Below are 6,405 nucleotides of genomic sequence, written 5' to 3' on the forward strand. Positions count from 1 at the left end.
ACCTGCAGGTTCACCTGATGCGTACCGGGCGTTCAGGTTACCAACACTGGCGATGAGCTGAATGTCATCCTTTGTCAGGCTGTTCAGCAGTCCAGGAGCGCCGCTCAGCTTAAGCGACATGGTGCCGCTTGCCGGGCTCTTGATCGCGGCCTGCACGTCAGAGCCGGCCCCGCTGATCTTAATCGGAATGTCGTCAATCACCCGCTGAGAGTTGGACACCGTGGTGATTTCAACCTCCATAGAGCTCGGCTCGATTTTCTCAAAACCCTGCGGCGGCGTCAAGTCCACAGGAAGTACCATTGTTCCCGCTTCCTTGATCTGCCCCAAATCCACATCGACGTCATTATAGGACTTTATTCCCGCAAGCGCATCTTGAGAACCGTACAGCTTCACGGTAGTCACGCTTGGCTGAGCCTTGGAAATCACGAGGCCGTCAGGCAGTTGGCCGGAATAGTGCAGTTCGATCGGCACCTCTTTGTATGGCGGCGTAATCGGTACGATCACGGAGATGGTTGACGGCTCAATTACCGCCCCCTCAATTTCCTTCCCCTGCTTGTCCAACGCGGTCAGCTTCACCCGCTTTTCCTTAATCGTTGCGTCTTCGCCATCAATGGATACCGATCCTTGAATCTTATCGACCCTTTTCAGGTCGCTTTCAGGCAGCGTAACAGACACCGTAGCCGGTTCCATCGTAATGCTGCCCATTTGATAACCTGCTGCCGGCTCCCCGCTCGTCACGATCGATACCGGGAAAGACGATGTATCCCTTTTTTCAATATTGACAGTCACGGTTGACGGCTGAACGTTGACCACCTCAATTCCCGAAGGAACGTCTACGGTCAGCGGCAGCGTGCTGGTGCCTACTTTGACTTTGCTCAGGTCCAGCCTTACTTTATAATCTTCCGAGTACATCGAGAGCAGGTCCGACTTTTTCCCTTTGACCTCAAGCTGAACCTGATCCGTGTCCATGGCGCTCAGAATATACTTCTTCTCATCCAGTCCAAAAGCCTGTACCTTCACATTATCAATGATTCGTGAATCAATTTTAGCGGTAGGCGTAGGCGTCACATCGTTCAAATGAACCATGCTCCAGAGCAAAATACTTACGGCAAGCGCCAGCACTTTCGAAATATTGTTGTTATTGATCCACTTATTCATGATTATCATTCCCCTTCCGCTTCCAGAAAACAGGACGTTTTTCTTTCGCAGAGGAATTTGGACGGAGCTCTTCATACAGTTTCGATATTAAGGATTCTTCTTTAATATCACGAACGACCTGACCGTTAATGGCCAACGATATTTGTCCGGTTTCCTCCGATACGACGATGGACACCGCATCCCCTACTTCACTGATCCCGATGGCCGCCCGGTGCCGGGTGCCCAGCTCCTTGCTGATAAAAGGATTCTCGGACAGCGGCAAATAGCAGGCGGCAGCGGCGATCTGTTGGTTCTGAATGATCACGGCACCGTCATGGAGAGGTGTATTCGGTATAAAAATGTTAATGAGCAGCTGGGAGCTCACCATTGACTGCATAGGAATCCCGGACTCCGTATATTCATTGAGACCTGTCTCCCGTTCAAATACGATTAACGCTCCGATCTTTCTGCGAGCCAAATAGTTCACGGCCTTAATGACTTCGCTGATCAGCTTATTGAGCTGTTCATCTTCCGCCGATGAGCGGCCAAACAGCTTGCCCCGCCCCAACTGCTCCAGCGCCCGCCGAAGCTCCGGCTGAAAGATGATAAAGATCGCCAAAATGCCAAAGTTAAATATCTGATTCATAAGCCATTTAAGGGTGTACAGATCAAACCATGTACTGAGCGCCCAGATGATGACTAGGAACAGAATCCCTTTCAACAGCTGAACCGCCCGGGTCCCCCTGACAAGCAAAATGACCTGATAAATGATATATGTAACGATGGCGATGTCAATGATATCTTTAATAGACTCTTTCCACGTTAAGTCCGCAAAATAACTCATACTTAGGCCCCCATACTCCCCTTCATGATGATGGGTCTCTATGTCATTTAATTTCCCCTATATTACCTAGGTTATAACGTACACCTTCAGGTTGCAAGCGGCCGCGGTTTTAAATTGGAACCATTTATAAATTTTTGCCTAACAAAAAAGACGCCCGCTTTGTCCCAAAGAGGCGCCAATATCCACAAATATCAAGATTTACTAACGATAGGCGACATCAGAGAACATGTTTGTGATTTTATACCATATCCAGTCCATCGCCTGATCAATGCTCTTCACCTGACCCGAAATATGGGCGGTTGAGGCTTGGTACAGCGATCCATCGATGACCGTCAAATTACCTTGGACGTCACCATAGATCTGAGTCTTTCCATTTTCTACCGTCAAATTGCCCGCAATACTCTTGCCTTCAGGCACGATGACCGTGTTCCCTTCAATGACAACTTGATCCAGATCACTGCCTTTAACCACCAGTTGGGTATCCTGATCCCAGAAGCTCACGGTACTAAACAGCATCACTAAGACAAATATAGCCGCGGCTGTAATGGCCGGATGTCTCTTGACCCATGTAAGCCATAGCTGCTGCTTCTTCTGCTTCGGGAGAGAATTCATGATCCGCTCAGTCAGCTCAAGAGATGCAGACGGCGTATGGTGCGTCAGTGAGTACATCAGCATATCCGTCTGTTCCAGCTCTTTAAACTGCATCCGACAGTCAGGGCAGGACAGCATATGGGTCTTAAGCTCCAACTGCTGCTCCTTGGACAAGTCGTCATCTAAATAATCATGCATTAAAGAGACGGCTAATTTGCAATCCATTCTGAGCCAATCCTTTCATTAATATGAATGTATTCAATCTCCCCGGTTCAGGGGCACAGGTCAGTTTCATTTGTAATACGTACAGGTTCTGAAGAAGTTTCAAAACCGAAGCTCGTTTTCTATAATTTGGGCTCTAATTTTTTGCGCAAAAATTCGCGACCCCGGTGCACCCTCGTTTTAATCGTTGTTACGGGCATTCCCAGCACATCGCTGATTTCCTGCAAGGACAAATCCTGCAAATACCGAAGGACCATGACCGACTTATACTTCGCCGGAAGGCTCTCGATCGCTTCGTAAATGATCTGCTGCGTCTCCGAGATCAGCGTCTCGCTCTCAGGCGTCCGGTTATCGCTTGGAATCATCGAATACCCGTCCATACCTTCCTGGTCGTTCATCTCAGCATCGAGGGAATAGGTCGGTTTCCTTTTCCTCAGCCGGTCGATGCATAAATTGGTTCCGATGCGGTAAATCCATGTGGAGAATTTCTGATTCTGGTCATACCTGTCCAAATTTTTATATACGCGTAAAAAAGTCTCCTGAACGACGTCCTCCGCTTCGTGGCGGTTGTTCAGCATCCTGTAAGCCAGATGATAAATTTTGTCCTTGTACAGTTCCACAATTTCGGCAAACGCCCGCTGGTCTCCTTTCAGAGCCACGACAACAATTTATTTTTCCATTCAAATCGTAAATGAAGTCTCTCTAAAAAGCAAGACAAGCCGTATAACAGAACAATAGGAAAGCCGCAGCACCTGGGGTTCAGGCACTGAGCTTTCCTATTCTGGCTTCAGGGATGCTTATTGAAGTAATCGTATCATCAGCCTGTGTTCCGGAGTCCCGAGGCAATGCCGTTGATCGTGAGCAGAACCTCACGCAGCAATTCTGCATTATCCTCATCCTGTTCGCGCAGTCCGCGGAGCTCGCTGAGCAGCTGTACCTGCAAATAGCTGAGCGGATCCACATAAGGATTGCGGAGGCGGATCGATTCCTGAATGACAGGCACATTATCCAGAATTTCTTTTTGTCCTGTAATTTTCAAAATCAGCTCTGATGTCAGCTTGAACTCTTCCTCTATCAGTCCGAAGATACGGCGGCGTGCCTCATCGTTGCGGGCCATGCCGGCGTATTCCTTGGCAATGACCATATCCGCCTTGGCGATCGCCATTTGAAGGGAATCGATCAAGGAAGTGAAGAAGGAGAACTTCTCGTACATCTCCTGCATCACCTTCAGATTCTCTTCCTTGTTCTGATAAAAGTTCTGAAGGCCTGTACCCGCGGCGTACCATGCAGGAAGCAGGTAGCGGCTTTGGGTCCACGAGAACACCCACGGAATGGCGCGCAGATCTTCAAAACGGTCGGTATTCTTCCGCTTGGAAGGACGCGAACCGATGTTCAGCTCTCCGACTTCAGGAAGCGGCGTGGATTCCTTGAAGAATGCCAGGAAATCCGGATCACGGAAGATCAGATCCTGGTACTTATTCCGGGAAACCTCGGACATCTCGCGCACGATCTCATCCCAATGGGCTTCGTTTGCGTCATCCTCTTCCGGCGAACGCGCGTTGATTGCTGCCGTCACCAGCGCCGATGTTGCCTGTTCCAAACTGCGGTAAGCAATGCCCTTCAACGAATAGCGCGAGGAAATGACCTCACCCTGCTCGGTGATCTTGATGCCTCCGCCGATGGTAGAAGCCGGCTGAGCCAGAATGCTCCGGTTCAGCGGCATGCCGCCGCGACCCAACGATCCGCCGCGTCCGTGGAAAAATTTCAGCTTAATGCCGAACTCGCTGGCGACAGCCGTCAGCTCTTTCAGAGCAACCCGCAGTTCCCAGTTGGCTGTAACCGCGCCGCCGTCCTTGTTGCTGTCGGAGTAACCCAGCATAATTTCCTGAAGGTCGTTCCGGGCCGTAATGCTCTGACGATAAATCGGCAGTTTGAAAAGCCGTCTCATAATTTCCGGAGCGGCGTGCAGGTCCTCTATGGTCTCGAACAACGGAACCGCCTGCAATGTACATTCTACGGTACCATCCGGAACTTGCCGGAACAGCCCGACTTCTTTGGCGAAGACCATGACTTCCATAATGTCACTGGCTCCTTCAGCCATACTGATCAGGTAGCTGGTAATGCAATCTTTACCGTAATCCTGCTGTGCTTCCTTGACTACCCGGAATACATCCAGGCACTCTTTGGTGCTTGGGCTGTAGTCCTGATATACCGACGAGATCGGTCTCGGTTCGCTCAGCAGCTTCGTGAGCAGCTCAATCTTCTCCTCTTCGGAAAGCGCTGCATAGTCAGGCGTAATGTTGCTCTTCTCCAGGACCTCTTTCATCGCATTCTCATGTTCCTGGCTGTGCTGACGGATATCCAGCGCCGCCGTATGGAACCCGAACAGCTCAACCTGGCGAATTAGCTTCTTGATATAAGTATCTGCTACATAGTCCGCAAAATGGAAGCGAAGACTGCGGTCAATAATGCTCAGGTCTTCAATAAACTCCGCTGGCGAAGCATAGGACTCGGCAGTTCCTTTTTTACTGTCGTCCAGGACGTTCGCGATTTTCTCCATCATGTAAACCAGTTTGATACGGTATGGTTCCTTCTCATTGTTCCAAATATCCCTTTTTGTAACGGTTACATTTGCACGGTCCCGCTCAATGGAATCCTGAAGTTCCTTGGAAACTTCTACTATGGAAGTGCTGAAGCTCAAATACTGCATATATTCAACTAAAATGCGCTGATATTCCCGAATAGCCAGCTTGCGCTGCATACGAAGCGTCTGCGAAGTGATCTCGGCCGTCACAGATGGGTTACCGTCACGGTCGCCGCCGATCCATGAGCCGAATTTCAGGTACGTAGGCGCGTGCCAGAGGTGTCCCGGATAATACTTGGTCAAGCAGCGTTCCAATTCCTGATAGACGTCAGGCAGAACGTGGAACAGCGTCTCATGGAAGTAATACATTCCGTTCCGGACCTCATCCAGTACCGTAGGCTTACGGGCTCTAAGCTCATCCGTCTGCCACAGCGTAATGACTTCGTTCAGCAGCTTCTCCCGAAGCTGTTCGCGCTCGCGGAACGTAAGAGTCGGATTGTCCAGCAGCATGACATCTTCGGAAATCCGTTTATGAATATCCAGAATCGCTCTGCGCATGGCTTCCGTCGGATGGGCGGTCATTACCAGTTCCAAGGACAGGCTCTCAATAATGTCCTGAACTTCTTCGACCGTAAAGTTCCGCTCTTTTAGTTCCTTGATGGCCATCTCGATCGAATCGGGCTGAGCACTTTCTCCAGCTGAGCGCTCATAGTCCCGTTTTCTGCGGATCCGATGATTTTGCTCGGCTATATTCACAAGCTGGAAGTAAATCGCAAAAGCACGAATCACCTGATGGCGAATATCCGGCTCAAGGGTTTCAACCATCTTTTTGAATTCTTCATACAATTCAGGCAAAAAAACAGAACGTAAAGATTTGCTTGTTTCACGGATCTTCTCAACGATATCTAAGAGTTCATTGCCCCCTTGATGGACAAGCACTTCCCCGAGTACTGTTCCCCAAGAATCGCACGTCACGCCGCAGCAAGTGTTGAATTGCTTTTGTCGCGGTTACCGAAGTTCAGTCATG

The 6,405-nt window shown here is 49.8% G+C and carries 4 protein-coding genes and 1 pseudogene; all 5 read right to left on the minus strand.

Annotated elements, in window-relative coordinates; genetic code table 11:
- Positions 1-1,158 (minus strand): CdaR family protein (locus CPT76_RS28980; protein ID WP_181153109.1); only part of this gene is annotated, 1,158 nt, incomplete at its 3' end.
- Positions 1,151-1,981, minus strand: a complete 831-nt coding sequence (cdaA, locus tag CPT76_RS28985) for a diadenylate cyclase CdaA (protein WP_105445346.1) — start codon at positions 1,979-1,981, stop codon at positions 1,151-1,153. The genes CPT76_RS28980 and cdaA, both read right to left, overlap by 8 nt.
- Before the next feature lie 201 nt (positions 1,982-2,182).
- A complete protein-coding gene (locus tag CPT76_RS28990) occupies positions 2,183-2,797 on the minus strand; it encodes a zf-HC2 domain-containing protein (protein WP_076176254.1) in 615 nt (204 codons plus the stop codon).
- Positions 2,798-2,916: 119 nt separating this feature from the next.
- Entirely contained in the window at positions 2,917-3,462 is a 546-nt protein-coding gene (sigW, locus tag CPT76_RS28995) for an RNA polymerase sigma factor SigW (protein ID WP_105445347.1), read from the minus strand.
- A 149-nt stretch (positions 3,463-3,611) separates the two neighbouring features.
- A pseudogene (ppc, locus tag CPT76_RS29000) lies at positions 3,612-6,372 on the minus strand (phosphoenolpyruvate carboxylase).
- Between the last annotated feature and the right edge of the window lie 33 nt (positions 6,373-6,405).

This window comes from Paenibacillus sp. AR247 (assembly GCF_002968895.1).
Lineage (GTDB): Bacteria > Bacillota > Bacilli > Paenibacillales > Paenibacillaceae > Paenibacillus_AQ > Paenibacillus_AQ favisporus.